The following is a 16,662-nucleotide window of genomic DNA, read 5'->3' as shown; positions in this document are numbered from 1 at the left end:
AGACCGAAAAACGTCACCCCGACGTATTCCGGTCTTCCCCGAAAAGCGCTGCATTAAACGCAGGATTACCTATACCCGTTCGAAACGGAACATCTCGCTCAAATAATCTCCTGTGGCACGGCCTACGGAAATTCCGCCATACATCAATGCATCCCCCGTGTACGTCTCGGTGCTGCCCTTCAGGCGGTAATCGGCGTCAGGATCTAATCCTTTCAGCTTCAGACGTTGGAGAGGAGCATTCGGCTCGGGCAACACGCGGAAATAGAATACAACCGCTTCGCTTCCATCTGGTGCGATAAACATCCATGCCGTTTCGTTACCCTCAAACGGGCTGAGCAGACGACGGAACGTGCCATACTGAATGGTGCCCCGAATCTCCTTGTACAGCTCCACTTGAGCCTTCACAATGGCATTCTCTTCTTCTGAGAAACGTGTCAGGTCAAGCTCGTAGCCGAAGTTGCCCGACATGGCAACATGTCCGCGGATCTCCAGCGATGTAATGCGGTTAACCTGATGATTCGGTACGGCCGAGATATGTGATCCCATGGAACTCACTGGATACACGAGACTTGTTCCGTATTGAATGCGCAAACGGGATACAGCATCCGTGTTGTCGCTTGTCCACGTTTGCGGCATGTAATACAGCATGCCCGGATCGAAACGACCACCACCACCTGAACAGCTTTCAAACAAAATATTAGGGAATGAGGACGTAATCCGTTCCATCACTTCGTATAATCCGAGCATATAGCGGTGAGCTGTCTCACGCTGTCTATCCGCAGGCAGCTGCGCAGAGCCGATCTCCGTCATATTCCGGTTCATGTCCCATTTCACATACGAAATCGGCGCAGATCCCAATACGTCGCTCAGCATACGGACGATTTCATCCCGAACGTCTTGGCGGGAGAAATCCAGCACCAACTGCTGTCTGCCCTCTGTCCGGCGACGGTCAGGCACATGCAGGCACCAGTCCGGGTGCTTGCGATACAATTCGCTGTCCGGCGAGATCATCTCTGGCTCGAACCACAATCCAAACTGCATGTCGAGTGCGGTTACACGGTTCGCCAGATCATCCAGACCTTGAGGCAGTTTGTTCTTGTCCACAATCCAGTCACCCAGTGAGGAGTTGTCACTGTCACGATGTCCGAACCAGCCGTCATCCAATACAAACAGCTCGATGCCGAGCTGCTTCCCTGCACGCGCAATCTGTTCAATTTTATCTGCATTAAAACCAAAATACGTCGCTTCCCAGTTATTCACCAATACCGGACGCTCTGCATTGCGGAATTTGCCGCGAGCAAGCCGTTCGCGATAAAGTTCGTGATAAGACTGGGACATGCCGTCAAGTCCTGTATCCGAATAGACCATGACCGTTTCAGGCGTTTGGAAAGCTTCTCCGGATTCCAGCTTCCAGCTGAACTCAAACGGGTTAATGCCGAGTGATACACGCGTGGTGTGGAACTGATCCACTTCTGCTTGCGCTGTGAAACTTCCGCTGTATACGAGACTGAAGCCGTACACTTCTCCCTGATCTTCATCCGTGCCTGGCGTCATCAACGCGATAAACGGGTTTTGTTGATGGCTGCTTGAACCACGGCGGCTTTCCACGCCTTGCAAGCCAGAAGCCAGTGGGCGACGAACAATATCGCGTTCCCGCGTCCATGCACCTGACAGCTGCAGCAGTTCATAATCAGCATGCGGGAAATCTACGGATGTGCTTAGTGCACGAGCCACATTCACCGAGGTAGCGCTCTCATTCATGATACGCATCGACCGTGTAATGGCATTAAAGGGCGAATAAGCTGTGTAGGAGAGCTCGATGCGGACTCCTGCCACGCGATCCTCCATTTCGATAACAAGTGTGTCGGCTTCGTCTGCAGCTTCCACATAAGTCGCTGGTAACCCTTGAAGAGCAGGCTTGCCTTTCTCCAACCGATGGCCAACATACGTGAATTCCGAGACACTTGAACCATTCTCCAGTTGAAGCTGTACCGCCGGGTTACGGAAATCACTTGTCCCGTAAACAGGCAGCTCCAGCGGAAGGGTATCAAATGAGATCGTCCGATCCTCAGGTACCGGATTCGGGCTGAAGGAAGCGCGTTCTGTCCGAACATGGAGCCAGCTCAGATCGGAGTCGCGTAATTTTTTGCCATAATACAGATGGACCAAATATCCCGAAGGAAGCACCTGGAATACGTAACTTGCCTTGCGGGTTTGTAAATGAAATTGTAGTTTCTCTTCATTGATATAAATGCTCATATGTCTCCTCCACCTCTATATACGTCTTTGGCGTAAACGGTTTCTCAGGTTCCATTATAGCGAAAAGCGCGCCAATGTTCTACGCTTTCATTTTTGTTCAGACAAAAGAGCGCACCACAGCCCTTGGGCCGCGATACGCTCCTCTGAAATGTTGTCTGTAATTGTGTGTTCCCCGCAAGGAACATCCCGCTACGGGCGGATTGATGGCAGCCCAAACCATGTGCCACGCAACCTAAAAATCGATCAAACCAAGACTGATCTGCAACGCCTCATTGACCAATTTCATGGTCTCCTCGTCCAGATGGGTAATCTTGTCAGTCAGTCTTTGTTTGTCAATCGTCCGTATTTGTTCGAGCAAAATCACAGAGTCCCGGTCAAAGCCATGAGCCGCAGCATCAATTTCAACATGCGTCGGCAGCTTTGCCTTCTGAATCTGGGCGGTAATAGCCGCCACGATACACGTTGGACTGAACCGGTTACCGATGTCATTCTGGATGACCAGCACCGGCCTGACTCCACCTTGCTCCGAACCGACAACGGGAGAAAGATCCGCAAAAAAAACGTCACCGCGTTTTACGATCAATGTCTACACCCCGCTAACTAAGCGGTCCAGAGTGCTGTCCGCATCTTCCTCCGCGTGAAAGGCCTCGGATGCCATGGTCAGATTAATTTTTGCCATCTCCATGTATCCGCGCTGCATGGACTCACGGATGTAACGCTTCTTCCGTTCGGTCAAATACAGCTTCATGGCCTGCCTAATCAATTCGCTGCGGTTGGAATTCTCCAGCGCTACGATGCCATCCACTTCCTGCAGGAGATGATCAGGCAAACTGATCATAATCCGCTTGGTGTTCTGCAAGTTGGCCACCTATCTTCCACCCCCACAAACCTTTCGCCATTGTGAACCAGTATTACGTTTTTCCAGAACTTTTATACAAAGGAATATATATGCCCCGAGTATATCAAGTATGCTGTACTCCATTATAAACATGGGGGGCAATATTCGTACAGACCAAACATCTCTTTTCAGGATTTTTCATCCTCGTCAATATAACAACATTCGAGATGCTCCGACACTTTTCCTTCCGTTCCGAAAAAAAGTTTATTGGTAATAGCGTCCAGTTAACCTGTCAGGATGTCAAAAGAGGATTAACCTTGGCGACTTCAACACCGTTCCGGAAATAGATTCGTGGAATCCGATGAGCCATCATGCAGATCACCTCATAGGCAATCGTATCAAGCTGGGAGGCCACTTCATCTGCGGTAATCACACCATCAGATTGGTGACCGATGAGGACAACCTCTTCGCCGGCTTGAATTTCTTCCGCCTCTTCAGCGAAAGATTGCAGCGACACCATACACTGATCCATGCAGATCGTACCGACGACGGGAACGCGGCGGCCACGTACAAGCACTTGAGCTTTACCTGTCAGCATTCTTGAAAATCCGTCTGCATAGCCGATAGGCAGGGTCGCAATTCGTTCGTTCCCTTGTGTCACATAACGGGTTCCGTAGCTGACCCCCCAATGAGGCGGCAGCGTTTTGACCAGAACCGCTTTCGTCTTCAGTGTCAATACCGGGACCAGTTTCACTACCTGATGATTCACCTCGGCCGAAGGGTACAGCCCATACAGACTGATACCCACTCGTACCATATTGTAGGATAATTCCGGTGTATCAATGGCAGCTGCACTGTTCGCCGTATGTATAATCGGGATGACACATCCCTGATCCCGCAGCGCTTCAACCACGCTTTGAAACCGTCGATACTGCTCCAGTGTATAGGTCTTGTCTTCTTCATCCGCTTTGGCATAATGAGTGAACATGCCTTCGAGCAGGATCTGATCCATTGCTGCTGCTTCCTGTATGAAAGCAATAGCTTCATCACCGGGCAGCAGACCCAGACGTCCCATACCGCTGTCGATTTTGATGTGAACCTTCAATTGGTTTTGAGACGATCCTGTGTCCAGAGCACGAATCGCTTCAAGCACTTCCCTGCTGAACAGGGTTATGGTCACATCTTGTTCCCTGGCTACAGCAATACCCTCAGGCGGTGTGTAACCCAATACCAAGATCGGAGCCTTGATTCCGTTTCGTCGCAGTTCAAGCGCTTCGTCCAGAAAAGCGACACTCAGATAATCCACTCCGATTCGTTCCAGTTCTCTGGCCGTCTCCACAGCTCCATGTCCATAAGCGTTCGCCTTGACACAAGCTAGAAACTTCATGCCTTCGGGCAGAACCGAGCGGAAAGCGTCTACGTTGCTACTCAAATGATCCAAGTTGATTTCCGCTTGGGTCGGCCGATATTGTCCTTGCACGTTCTGTCACCTTCTCTAGTCATCTTAATCCGGCTCACATATCAGACTCCATCGTAATGCTCAAGCATGTGACTGTCAAATGAGCAGAATAACTGCAACTCAAAAAGTGTGCCCAGCATAATGTCGAAGCCGGAAGCGGATGAAGAAACAGGCTGATAAGCGATACGGACATGAGTTCAAAATGCAGCCTCACGCCATCTCTCTCTGCCTATACCGATTACTTACCCGGTTCATCCCGCATATAAGCGTGTTTTGTATTTATTGGGTCAACCTGCCCATTTCACTATTCATTTCTCAAGCAATACCCATTACGAAACGTCCTGCTTTTCCTCTCCATCATATGCTGCGGCAACCTAACTGTGTACATCAAAAAGCACCGGAGAACAAGTCCCCGATGCTCCTTAGCATTCCTAATGCCCTAACGACTATACCTATTACATCATTTACCTGACTGCTCCTGCATCGATGTTGCAATCTGAACCATTTCACTCTCCGGCAGATCCGCGCTCGTGATTCTGTATTCAATTCCATCGGTCATCCATGTTAACGTCTGTAATGCGTCTCCACTAATCATTCCCAAAGTGAATCCAAGATCCACTACGCGGGATGGTGCGAGTGAAACAGCTCTATCCTGCGGTCTGGCTTCGAAAATCGTATAATTATACGTTCCTTCGTAGCGGAGCATGACCGAGTAATCGCCGGATTCCTCCACAATTTGGTCATCCTTCAGCTTGACGCCTTCCGGGGCGTATGTTGGTTCGATCACGCCAAAGCTGCCGGCTCCTTCCGGTTCAGTCATAGTAGGCTTCTCTGTGCCTGGTTCACCACTCGCCGGGTCCTGAGCTCCCTGTTGATCCGGGTTCTCGCTCACACCGGTTTGTCCATCAGTGACATCTTCAGCAGAACCTGTTGTCGGTTCTTGACCTGGGGCAGTTTCGGAGCTTGCTGGCTCCTTGGTACCATTCTCTCCTGTCTGCTCGGCCGGATTCGTTGTGTCTGTTCCGCTATTTCCTTCTGTGCCTGCTGTCATGTTGCGCTGCATATCAAAAGCATCTTTGCCGAATTCTGCACCGAATTTGAAGCTGTCAAATTTAACGTCTACGACGACGTTTGCATTAGAGTCTGAGACCTCCACCTGTTTGGGTGCATAATCACTTTTGTTCAGCCAGATTTTCTGTCTGACCAGTGCGTGCGTATTATAATTGGCAGCTACATCAAATACGTAGCTCTCCTTCTCATCTGCGAACTGACGTGTTGTATCACCTGTGATGCTGCGAATCAGTGTCTCATAGAGATAAACTTGACCCTGGTTATCCGGCCAGTTGCTCTGGAACCGGAAGCTTTTGTTCTGGCTTGGTGTCAGGACGAATACTCCCTCATCGTTGCGCAGTACAATCTGGGTGACATCCTTTTTGGCGTTGGTAAGCGCAATTCGGTAATATGAAGGCTTCTGATGCCACACCTCGACCTTATACTGCTGCGGCGTATCTCCAGTATGCAGTGTCATAACACCTGCTCCCTGGTAACTCTCCATCTCTCCTACGACTTCGTTCAGATCTTTGACCACGGCTGCCGCATCCTTCTTCCCGCAGGCGGCAAGTAAGGCCGATAAGACCAATACCATGGCAAGCATCCATGATATTCGGCGCATGACATCATCCCCTTTAGCACAATGTTTTCACTTCAGGATTGTGCGTACAGCAGAACCCCTACTTGATTAGTACATGTCTATGAGGGACTTGTTCGATTTATGCGGACTGGTTTGACAAGCTTTCTATTCCCTTGTTAGGACAAGTGATAACAGGCAAATCAGTCTCGGGTCCGATGTTAACTTTATCCAGAAAAGGCATAGTTGATAATGAACAACTTCTTGGATGACAACTACATACGAGTTTTGATTTTTTGGTTTCAACACACTTCATATTTTTATTGGAGGGATCATAATGACTACCACAAAACATCGCTCATTACTGGACGGACTGGATGAATTCGTAGCTGAACAGCTGCAAACCTGGAAGGGTGTTGGAGCAGCGGTCGCTGTAATTCACAAGAATGAGGTCATTTGGCAAAAAGGCTATGGGTATCGCGACCTGGAATCCAAACTCGAAGTAACACCAAGCACTCTCTTTGCAATCGGGTCCAGTACAAAAGCTTTTACGGCAACAACCGCTGCACTGTTAGTCGATCAAGAACTGCTGAACTGGGATGCGCCTGTTAAAACGTATATGGATGATTTTAAAATGTTCGACCCTGTGGCTACGGAACGCCTGACCATTCGTGATATGTTATGTCATCGCTCCGGACTACCCAGGCATGAAATGGCATGGTACAACTCTGCACGGACCAGAGAGCAGCTCGTAAACGCTCTACAGTATCTTGAACCAAATGAGGATTTCAGAAATAAGTGGCAATATCAAAACCTGATGTACATGACTGCGGGCTTTCTCGTCGGAAAGTTGAAGGAAACAACCTGGGAGAACGTCGTTCAGGATCACCTGTTTGAGCCGCTAGGGATGACATCCAGTTTGTTCTCTGTGGAGGAAATGCAGCTCCAGCCTGATTTTGCTGTTCCTTATATGGAGAAAGACGGCGAAAATGTACGAATTTCTTATCGAAACATCGATGCAATCGGTCCGGCAGGCTCCATGAATAGCAATTTGGAAGACATGATAGCCTGGCTGCGCTTGCAATTGAATCAGGGGCAGCATGATGGACAGCAGCTCGTCTCCAAGGAACAAATGGAAACATTGCACAGTCCGCAAATGCCTTGTGATTCTCCGTTTCATGGTCCAGAGCTGCCTGTCAGCACTTACGGACTAGGGTGGTTCATCGAACCTTATCGTGGACATTCGTTGATCCATCATGGGGGCGCTATTGATGGCTTTAGTTCACAGGTCGCCTTTTTGCCAGAAGAAGAGATCGGGATTGTAGTACTGTGTAATACGAATGGAAGTATCGTCCCTTACACTGTCACATTTAACATCATAGACCGATTGCTTGGAATGGAACCTGTGGATTGGAGCGAGAAGATGGCCAAGTTAATGAGTGGCAGCGAATCAGCGGAATCTGCAGTTACGGATACGCCAGAAGCGTTGGACCCCGCAGCAGTACCAGTGGCCGATACAGAGGAAAAAACGGTTGATGCACAAGATGATACAAAAATTATGCCCCTTGACCGACCTCTAATTACCTACGCAGGTATCTATGTTCATGCCGGATACGGAGAATTGTCTATTCAACTGAAAGATGACGGCCTACAAGCGATATTTAACGAGATTGAAATGCCCATGGAATACACAGGCAATGATACCTTTTCCGTCCTGCTTGTTTTATTTGGACTCAAAATCACGTTTACTTTCCAAATCGATCAGGAAAATAACACGCATTCCATTTCCATTCCTTTCTTGATGGAACCGGGTGCGAAACCTATTGAGTTTATTAAGAAAAGCGAAGAGTAGCGGCTCACTACAAGGCTCATCCCGCTGTGTATCACTTACCACAGCGGGATGTAGGCCGGATAACTTGCTTCCTTATGATCAGTGTCCGGTTTGCGTTTCACCCACAGACGGCGTAAATCAGGCATCCCATACCCCACCACATTATAATCACGAAGTGAGGCATGATGAGCATGTTCCTCCTTGAAACGATATGTGGGCAGCAGCAGCGCTTCCTTGATCAGTTTGGCCTCTACCCCCAGCAGTGCTGCCAATCGTTCACCACCTTCCCGAATTCCTACGATGCGCCTGCATTCCTTGTCTAACTCCTTTTTCCGATCATCATCCATGGCAACCAGAAACAATGTATTCTGAAAGGTAAACATGATGAACAGGCTCAGCATGACATGATCATCGAACACTTCCCCCGTATAGACGAGATCACATGACCTGAATTCATCATGGTACACCGCACTTACGGGATCACCTGGAACGATATCGATATGCAGTCCGATCCGTTCACAGCGTTGTACAAACCAGAGCATGTCCGTCTCCATTTTCTGCCCATCCTCTACCCATAACCGCAGCGTCTGGCCCGCGTAGCTGCTTCGCTTAAGCAGTTCTTCCGCAAAGGCCAATGAGGAATCTGTGATGAAATCCTGTGTCCTCATTCGTTTCTCTTGTATATGTAAGCTGCCCATCTCTACTTCCCTCGTACCCCCATAATTATCCCGAACCAGGCTGTATGCAGGCTGATTACGCGTATCCCGAAACGCTTCCATCATCTCCTGTTGATTCAGCAGCTGCTGCACAGCCTGGCGAAAATAAAGATCCTGCTGTGGACCTTCTTTTCGCATATTAAACGTCATATATACTCCGCCCTGTACTTCATGCTGTACCGCATGAGGCGCTCCATCCGGAAACAAATCCTGCTTGATCACCGACTCTACGAGTGCGGATTGCGGGAGCTGCCACACCTCAACCCGATCAATGTAGGCACGTCCTCTGAAATAGGAAGGGAATACATCCAAAACCAGCAGTCTGGGGTGATTCTTCGTTAAACGATAAGGGCCTGTCCCAACAGGATGCATCCGGTCGAACTCCACATCCCGCGGCAAAATCGACGCACACATGCTGCTCATCAGATCCGGGAACATGAAGTTTGAGATAGATAACGTAAAACGTACCGTCAGCTCATCAAATGTCTCGATCTTCGCAATGGTGCCAAACAGCGGCCGGCAGGGATTGCCGGTATCCTCAAGGATTCGTTCAAATGTGAACTTCACATCCTCTGCATCCAGTATTCTGCCATGATGAAATAGAACACCTTTGTGAAGATAAAATGTCCATTCTGTTCCTTCAAGATTGCTCTCCCACGCCACGGCAAGGCTTGGCTCACAGATGCGACGCTCAGCATTATAGCGTACCAGGCGATCGAATACCTCTGCGACAATGCCCACTTCTCCCCACATGGCAGCCCGGGTAGGATCCAAGGTCTCAAACGGAAAGTTCTGTGGGATCCGCAGGATATCCATCCTTCCCATGGTACCCTGGTCTGAACGAAGACCAAACTGTTCCTGCAGACCCTGCATTAACATTTCCCGCAACGAAAAAGGCAGACTCGCGGCGAGCTGATAGGCTTCTTCCAGCCTGTTGCCCTGCAGCAGGCGATCAAAACGTTCACGGGCTATATCAAGCAGCGGTGCCTGAAAGACCAGCAAGGACTTCTTCCCTCTACCACGCCTCGGACTCCACCCAATCCAGTCGTTATCCATGAACTTGTTCATAATCAAATTCATGTTACGCATGGTGCAGCATAAATGCTGTGCCAGCTCTCCAATCGTCGTTGGCCATTCTTCATCATCTTGAACGTTCGGAAACGCCATACGCAATTGAATATAATGGTCAGCTACTTCCACGGCATTCCCTACCTTCCCACTCTGCTAAAATACGAAATTCATTCATCCGCTTCTACAGTTTTTCTTCAGGTTTTCCTCCATTATACTCAGTAACATCTACATGACAATCCAGGAAGGAAGAAATGCAACCGATGAAATATGCTGATTTGCACCGCAACATTAAAATTCGGATCATCACTGACTTTTTTACAGACTTGACCCAGAAATCAATCATTCCGTTCATGGCCATTTATCTGAGTGTCCAGATGGGAGCTGGCTGGGCTGGTGTGCTGCTTACGGTCAACATTGTATCCTCCATGATCGCTGGTCTGGGGGCAGGATATTGGTCGGATCGGATTGGACGCAAAAAAATGATGGTCATCGCTCAATGTGTACAAGTATTCGCTTTATTCTGGCTGGCTGCGGCGAATTCGCCCTGGCTGAACTCGGTAGAACTGACCTGCATCATGTTTTTTCTTAGCAGTCTAAGCTCTGGTATCACCGTTCCAATCGCAGGTGCGATGATCGTGGACGTAAGCAGTGAACATGAACGACATTATGTATATGGATTACAATATTGGACGACCAATGTAGCCATTACATTTGGCGCACTGATGGGCGGATTGTTATTCGACTCCTTCCGATTCATTCTGTTCAGTCTGGTGTGCATGGAGAGCTTGGTAACCTTGTTCATTTTGTTGTTTTTCATTCAGGAAACCATGGAAAGAACAACAAAAACGGGCTCAGTTCAGACAGTTGCGCCAGTCAGAAGAAATATGCTAAAGACCTATGGAAGTGTACTTAGGGACAGAAAGTTCATGGTCTTCTTCACCGCCTCGGTTCTGGCCGTCTCTCTCGAATTCCAACTGGATAAATACATTGCTGTCCGTCTGAAAAGTGAGTTCAGTGCCCAGCTGTTCCACTGGAACATTTCGGGTCTGCAGATGTTCAGCCTAATCTTGGCGATCAATACAGTACTGGTTGCCTTGATTGCTATCCCATTCTCCAAATGGATGGCACGGTTCCAATCCAGATCCATCATGACGGTAGGTATGTGTCTCTACACCGCCGGGTTCGCCGTACTTGCATTTAGTAACTGGGCCTTACTCCTAATCGGCTCTGCCGTCCTGCTAACAATTGGCGAATTGATGTACTCCCCGGTACGTCAGGTACTTCTTGCCGGGATGATCCCCGATTCGGATCGAGCAGCATATATGGCTGCAGATGGCATGAGTTATAATGTCGCTGCCCTGCTGGGCAGTTTGGGGCTAATGATCGGAGCTGTGCTGCCTTCATATGCCATGGCCAGCCTGTATGTCATCATTGGGGCCTCTGCTCTTATATTTTTCCGCCAATCACTCAGGCCGTCAGCTGAACCGAGCGAGTCCCTGCGATGTGCAGATGCCTCATAAGCAGCTACTCACCGTTAGGAAACCTTTCTAGTTTCGTAATCTAACTAATCCTGAAACCTATCGAGCCAATTGGAAGTAATACACAGTGAACAGGCTTTATTGCCAAAATTTGAGCAAGGGAGTGTTTACATGCATTTATCCAATCGAAGGAGCCGCTTCAGATTCACCTCGCTAACGGGTGCATTCATGGCTTTCGTTCTGTCGCTAAGTCTCTGGGCACCGGCGGTTCATGCGGAAACCCCATCACCTCAGGTCAATGAAAAAGGACAAAACAAAGCTCTAACCTCTGAATCAGCGGAGGCATTTCTGGACACGTTTTTTGATTCGGCTGAAGCCAAGGCACAGTATGTCGGTGCTTCCGTTGTTGTCGTCAAAGATGGCAAAGTCCTGGCAGAGAAAGGCTACGGCTATGCCGATCAGGAGAGCAAGACGCCTGTCGACCCGAAGAGTACGACTTTTCGCGTAGCCTCCGTCTCCAAAACATTTACGGCAGCAGCCGTCATGCAATTGGTGGAGCAGGGGAAGGTAGATCTGCAAGCCGATTTTCAAACGTATGTGAAGGGACTTGAGTTTGATAACCCTTTTGACAAACCTGTCACTGTGGAAAACCTGCTCACGCACACTACCGGATTCGAGATTCGTGATCCGCAGCAGGAAGATATTCACGCCGAATTCGACAAAACAGTCTCCATGGAAGACTATGCACAGCAGCACATGCCTCCAGTTGTCAGAGAACCTGGCAGTGCCTATATGTACGACAACTTCTCATTCCTGCTGCTCGGCATGATTGTGGAAAATGTCAGCGGTGAACCATTTGAGACGTACATGCAGCAGCATATTTTCAAACCACTCGGTATGGATAACAGCAGTTTTGTGTTGAACGACAAGTTCAAGAATCAGCTCGCGACAGCGTATGACGCGGTACATAATCCGCTCGATCTGTACACCCTCTCTCCAACACCGATGCCTCAAGGAGGCATGTTGTCAACGGCCGAGGATATCGGGAACTTCATGATCGCTTTCCTGAATGATGGGGTGAAAGACAACGAGCGTATACTGAAAGAATCAACCGTCAAAAGCATGGAGCAATATCGCTCCTCCATTCATCCGGTACTCCCGGACACAACGTATGGATTTGAAGCAGCATTTCAGCTGCCTGGTGCGGGCAGCAGCCCTGCGATTATTACCAAGGCAGGCGACCTGATCGGTTTTAGCTCTTATCTCTTCCTTATTCCGGAGCAAAATACAGGTGTCTTCCTTACGTATAATCAGTCGGGAGCTCTTCGTAATCTGTTCTACCCGGCGTTCATCCAGACCTTCTTCCCGCAATATGCGGAGCCGGTCGTAATCAAGGATTTCACGCCTCAATCCACCAATGAACTGCAGCGCTTCTCCGGGCTGTATGCTGACCTAAGACTTAGCACGATCGTCAGTTCTCTCACAAACGGTGGCACAGAACACGGTAAATTGAGCATTTCAGATGCCTTTCTGGGCCCACGTACCTTAATTCAGGTTGATAAGAATCTGTTCAAGGATGAGTTGACGGGTCAATTCACAGCCTTTAAGGAACAAGCAGATGGAACAATCTACATGAAAGAGCCCTACCTCAATCCGCTGGGATATGAGAAAAAGGGACAGAAGCCTCAGGGATTCCGGGATGTTCGTCCGGATAGCCCTTATGCCGAGGCCATCTATGGTTTACAGTCGCTCGGTCATTATGACAATGATGCTACCGAGGCATTCCAGCCCAAGTCAGCCGTTACACGTGCTGAATTCATAGAGAATGTACTGAAAATGAGCGGTCTCAAACCAAGCCAAACAACACCGCCTGCGGATAGCGATTGGGCCAGTCACCCTGCAGCAGGCTACATCCAGCTCGGTTATGAAGCCGGCATGATTACAGGTGCGGATTCCAAACAATTCAAGCCGAACCAAGTCATTACCCGCCAGGAAGCCATGGTGATGATCTGGAGATCGCTGCAGGTGCAGTATCCGAGTGAGCTGTTCCAGGATGTGAAGCTTGCCGGACATGCGGATGTGTGGGCTGTACCTGCAATCCAGATGATGGTTAAGCTCGGCATTCATGGTCCGGAAGTGAAGGTACTGGAGGATGGTTCTGTGGATGTTCTTGCCCGCAAACCGCTTATACGTCAAGAAGAGGCTGCCATCATGTATCAATTGTTTACGCAACCAACGGATAAGATTGTGGCAGAACTTATGGCCCAGCAGCCTCAACCAGAAGCCTCCAATGTGGATGAGGCTGCCGAGGCTCAGCCTTCACCTGCCAATACAGAGGAAACACCTTAAATGATTAAATTTCAGTAACAACACAATTCCAGACACGTCCAACAGGCTTGTTCGGAAGGAGGGTAACCTTCTTCGAACAAGCCTGTTTTTTTACCATATTATGTTACACTTCGGAGAGCAACGAAGAGACATGATGATTGCCATTCCGTTGATCGTATTTCTCTGCAGCCACCTTAGCATATTCCTCAAAATAATCAGCCAATGCGCGCAGGTCTCCAGGGTCTCCTTCATACGGGAAAGAAGCAGGAAGGCGCAATCGGTATCCTGGCGATTCCTCTGCCCAGCGGCGCAGCAGCTGAGCTGCTCTGGCGTAGAACATCATTTTGGCAAATGGATCTTCATGATCGGCGGCCAGTACCAGACTTTCTTCCAATACATCAATTCCCTTCGACGGGTTGGTTCTTGCCAGATAATCCATTTGTTCTGCAAAGCTCTGTACAAAATCATTTTGGCCCTTGATCATCCGGTAACCCTTCTGCTGATGCTTGTTCGCTTCATCAATCCGTCCGAGACGGTATAGCGGCATCAGGACTTCGGATAACGTCAGGTGTGGGATTTCAGCGCAGCTCATACGTCCCTTCAAGATCGGTTTGGCCGCCTCCAGAACCTGCTCATCGTCTCCCTTTAGAATCCAGTAACGCATGATTTCATCCTGTTCGCAAGCTTCACAATCACTCATAAAGTCACGGTCCATTATTTTGAACTTGGCATAACTGCTTCCTGCTTCCTCCAGATCACCAAGATCCATGAATATGCGGAAACGGTAATACCAGTATGAACGCTCACTATAGCCAAAGGATTTGAAACGTCGTCCAAAGTCCTCCAGCAGCTCCATCATCTTATCGCGAGAGACCTCGGGGAAACTGGAGAGTTCGCCCAGAATCCATTTGTACGACCACATTAATGTCTCTTCATCATAGCGCTCAGGCTGCTGATCAAACTTGCCGAGCTGCCAGGAAAAAGCGATAAGTGCTTTCATGGGATATCCGCAGAACGTGGCTGTTTCCACAATCTCGGATCGTGCTTCGTATGCCTCTTCCTCCATGCCATTTACGTCGGCCACTCTGGCTGCTTCTTCAAGCATACCTAGTTTCGCTGTACCGTTAGGCAAGCCATAGGCCTCGTCCATCAATTCCTCGAAATCCATCTCTGTCTTCATCAGACATCCCCCTTACGATCCGTATTTGCGCGTAAACCCCAATCAATAAAACGAACGATGCCTTGATTCAGCACCTCAAGTTCCTGCCGGTTCATGGCATAGTGGCCCATCATCAGCGCATTCACATAGAGCATCTCAACGGCGATCGGCGTCATTTGGCTATCTGGTGTCGTTAACACGCGCTGAATGATTGGATTATTTACATTCAGATACAAGGTGGAGTAGCCAGCAGAGTTGATACCCGCAGATAATGAGCCCAGTACGGAAGAGAACAGTTCTGTACTCTCCTCACTCGCCTTTTCCAATGCCCGAAGCGTCGAAGATTCCTGCGATAGCGTGAACAGTACAGGCAGGTCTTCCGGTTTGAACCCCTTTACCTCGGCACGGCAGCGAAAGCGCTGAAGTGCCGAATCCGCCAGACGCAGCGCATCATAATAATCATTGCGCTGGGCTGGAGGTACATCCGTGAAGCTAAGCGAAACCTGATCCGGCTGAAGTCGCTCTGTATGCACATTTTGTACCGCTAGTGGCAGAGTCGCCATCAATTCGTTGTCATAGATGTATCCGCCATTAATAACGAGCAGGGATTGCGCAGACGCGACATGGTGAATCTGACGATACTCATCCACCGTAGTCGTGAAGTATAACGTCTCTCCTTCAGCCATTAACTCTCCCAATTCCCGGTGGCCCCGTGTGCTCTCAAATGGCAGCCAGCGATAGATCATGGCATAAAAATCCTGATCCTGCACAGCCAGTGCCTTCATGGAGAGTGCATGCAGACGTATGAGCTTCTTCAGACGCTCTGTCTGGTTCTCCGCCATATCAGACAGTCCTTGCCGGAGGGCATCGCCAAGTTCGGAGCGTACTTCTTCCAGCTTTTCATTTTCATAAAAATGTTCACGCGAAGCCGTTGGTTGAAGCTCATCGGTCCAGATCAGACATTTCACAAAGAAAGCCCAATCCGGCAAAATATTCTCTGCCTTCTCCGAGATCAGCATCCGCTTCAGATACACCCTGTGAGAACGCTTGGCATTCAAATTAACGGCATGTGGAAGCACAAATGCAATCCCTCCGGTACGCCCGGAAGCTGTCGTCAGTGGGATGAAATCTTCAAATGTCTCTCCAAGCAGGCGCCCACCAAATGCTAGCACCTCCGCTTTGCGCCCTTTGGCAAGTTCCGGCTGCGTAAGCCACACAGGCGAATCGGCATTGACGATGTCCTGTACACCTTCGCTCTGAAGCGTCACGGGATAAGGTAACAAGGCCCCATAATAGAACAAAGCTTCCTTCACATATTCCGGTTCAAAATAATGGGCGGCATCCGGCGTACAGCGCAAATACACTTTGGTCCCCGGGGATAACTGGGTCTCAAGCTGGCGAATGGTATAGGTTCCATCCGGCTTGCCGCGCCATTCCATCGAAGGTCCTCCCTTCGCCGATTGGGTCAGCATGACGATCTCATTGCTCACCATGAAGCAGGACAACAGCCCGATCCCAAATCGTCCGATAAAAGAAGTCTCTCCATCCAGCAGGGCTTGCTGCCCACGCTTCGAGGATTGTCCGATCATCGCCAGAAATTCGTGAATATCGGCTTCGGTTAAGCCGATGCCGTTATCCTCCACCATCATCGTTAACTGCTCACCTGTGCCTGTCAGCTCTACGCGCACTTCACCTTGAAACCCGGGCTCTGCCTCACTTCGTGCTGTAATGGCATCGGTCGCGTTCTGCATCAGCTCACGCAAGAAAACTTTGGGACTGCTATAGAGATGATTCGATAATATCTGAATCATGCCACTCAAATTGACCTGAAAACGATATTCATTGGATGCTGCCATTGTTTACTCACCTTCCTCTGGTCCAACACAACTTCAACTT

General features: G+C 49.3%; 11 protein-coding genes. 3 read left to right on the top strand and 8 right to left on the bottom strand.

The genetic code is table 11. The annotated features are described in order from the left end of the window. Positions 1-69: 69 nt before the first annotated feature. The 5 genes from MHB82_RS06395 to MHB82_RS06375 form a co-directional block, all read right to left on the bottom strand. A complete protein-coding gene (locus MHB82_RS06395; RefSeq protein WP_341174185.1) occupies positions 70-2,259 on the bottom strand; it encodes an alpha-galactosidase in 2,190 nt (729 codons plus the stop codon). A 232-nt stretch (positions 2,260-2,491) separates the two neighbouring features. Then, positions 2,492-2,842, bottom strand: coding sequence for a type II toxin-antitoxin system PemK/MazF family toxin (locus tag MHB82_RS06390; RefSeq protein ID WP_024630714.1), 351 nt, complete (start codon positions 2,840-2,842; stop codon positions 2,492-2,494). Positions 2,843-2,845: 3 nt separating this feature from the next. Continuing rightward, positions 2,846-3,127, bottom strand: a complete 282-nt coding sequence (locus MHB82_RS06385) for a CopG family ribbon-helix-helix protein (RefSeq protein ID WP_056699650.1) — start codon at positions 3,125-3,127, stop codon at positions 2,846-2,848. Between the two features lie 262 nt (positions 3,128-3,389). Further along, positions 3,390-4,577: an alanine racemase gene (gene alr, locus MHB82_RS06380; RefSeq protein WP_095360644.1), complete on the bottom strand. Its 1,188-nt coding sequence runs from the start codon at positions 4,575-4,577 to the stop codon at positions 3,390-3,392. Positions 4,578-5,016: 439 nt separating this feature from the next. Beyond that, positions 5,017-6,228 carry an outer membrane lipoprotein-sorting protein gene (locus tag MHB82_RS06375; RefSeq protein ID WP_341174184.1) on the bottom strand — a complete coding sequence of 404 codons (1,212 nt, stop codon included), beginning with the start codon at positions 6,226-6,228 and terminating at the stop codon, positions 5,017-5,019. A gap of 292 nt (positions 6,229-6,520) precedes the next feature. Here MHB82_RS06375 and MHB82_RS06370 point away from each other — a divergent pair, with 292 nt between their 5' ends. Continuing rightward, a complete protein-coding gene (locus tag MHB82_RS06370; protein WP_341174183.1) occupies positions 6,521-8,035 on the top strand; it encodes a serine hydrolase in 1,515 nt (504 codons plus the stop codon). A gap of 35 nt (positions 8,036-8,070) precedes the next feature. Here the strand turns inward: MHB82_RS06370 and MHB82_RS06365 are convergent, their stop codons facing one another. Beyond that, positions 8,071-9,930, bottom strand: a complete 1,860-nt coding sequence (locus MHB82_RS06365) for an ABC transporter substrate-binding protein (protein WP_341174182.1) — start codon at positions 9,928-9,930, stop codon at positions 8,071-8,073. Between the two features lie 122 nt (positions 9,931-10,052). Between MHB82_RS06365 and MHB82_RS06360 the strand changes: the two genes are divergently transcribed. Both MHB82_RS06360 and MHB82_RS06355 read left to right on the top strand, forming a co-directional pair. Next, positions 10,053-11,321 carry an MDR family MFS transporter gene (locus MHB82_RS06360; protein ID WP_341174181.1) on the top strand — a complete coding sequence of 423 codons (1,269 nt, stop codon included), beginning with the start codon at positions 10,053-10,055 and terminating at the stop codon, positions 11,319-11,321. Between the two features lie 129 nt (positions 11,322-11,450). Further along, positions 11,451-13,628: a serine hydrolase gene (locus MHB82_RS06355; RefSeq protein WP_341174180.1), complete on the top strand. Its 2,178-nt coding sequence runs from the start codon at positions 11,451-11,453 to the stop codon at positions 13,626-13,628. A 103-nt stretch (positions 13,629-13,731) separates the two neighbouring features. On the opposite strand, the gene MHB82_RS06350 is transcribed toward MHB82_RS06355, so the two are convergent. Then, entirely contained in the window at positions 13,732-14,787 is a 1,056-nt protein-coding gene (locus MHB82_RS06350; protein WP_341174179.1) for a hypothetical protein, read from the bottom strand. Further along, entirely contained in the window at positions 14,787-16,622 is a 1,836-nt protein-coding gene (locus MHB82_RS06345; RefSeq protein WP_095360651.1) for an HSP90 family protein, read from the bottom strand. Before MHB82_RS06345 ends, MHB82_RS06350 begins: the two co-directional genes overlap by 1 nt. Positions 16,623-16,662: the final 40 nt, after the last annotated feature.

This window comes from Paenibacillus sp. FSL K6-2862 (assembly GCF_038005125.1).
Taxonomy (GTDB): Bacteria; Bacillota; Bacilli; order Paenibacillales; family Paenibacillaceae; genus Paenibacillus; species Paenibacillus illinoisensis_A.
The sequence above is the reverse complement of the archived record's forward strand: the minus strand, read 5'-3'. Positions and strand labels throughout refer to the sequence as shown.